This window comes from Geminicoccus flavidas (genome assembly GCF_009806515.1).
In the GTDB taxonomy this organism is placed as follows: Bacteria; Pseudomonadota; Alphaproteobacteria; order Geminicoccales; family Geminicoccaceae; genus Geminicoccus; species Geminicoccus flavidus.
Genome location: NZ_WUJP01000411.1, coordinates 1 through 332, shown reverse-complemented (window position 1 = coordinate 332; position 332 = coordinate 1). Strand labels below are relative to the sequence as shown.

Genomic DNA, 332 nt, shown 5'->3' with positions numbered 1-332 from the left:
GTGGCGCTGCCGGTGGCGGTGTTCAGCCGCGATCTGGCGCGCGGCCGGGCGTTCGCGGCGGAGATGGGCATTCCCAGGGCCTATGACCGGCTGGACGAGATGCTGGCCGACCCGGAGGTGGATGGCGTCTATGTCGCCAGCACCAACGAGCGGCACCACCGCGAGGTGCTGGCCTGTGCCGCGGCGGACCGGCATGTGCTGTGCGACAAGCCGCTGGCGATGAGCCTGGCGGAGGCGGAGGAGATGGTGCAGGCCTGCCAGGCGGCGGGTGTGGTGTTCGCGACCAACCACCACATGCGCTGCGGCGCGCACCACATCGCGATGCGCGAGAT

Annotated in this window: 1 protein-coding gene; it reads left to right on the top strand. The window is 71.1% G+C overall.

From position 1 onward, the window contains the following. Window positions 1–12: 12 nt before the first annotated feature. Window positions 13–332: Gfo/Idh/MocA family protein (locus EQG76_RS11640; protein WP_235031325.1), on the top strand; the 320-nt coding region annotated here is incomplete at its 3' end.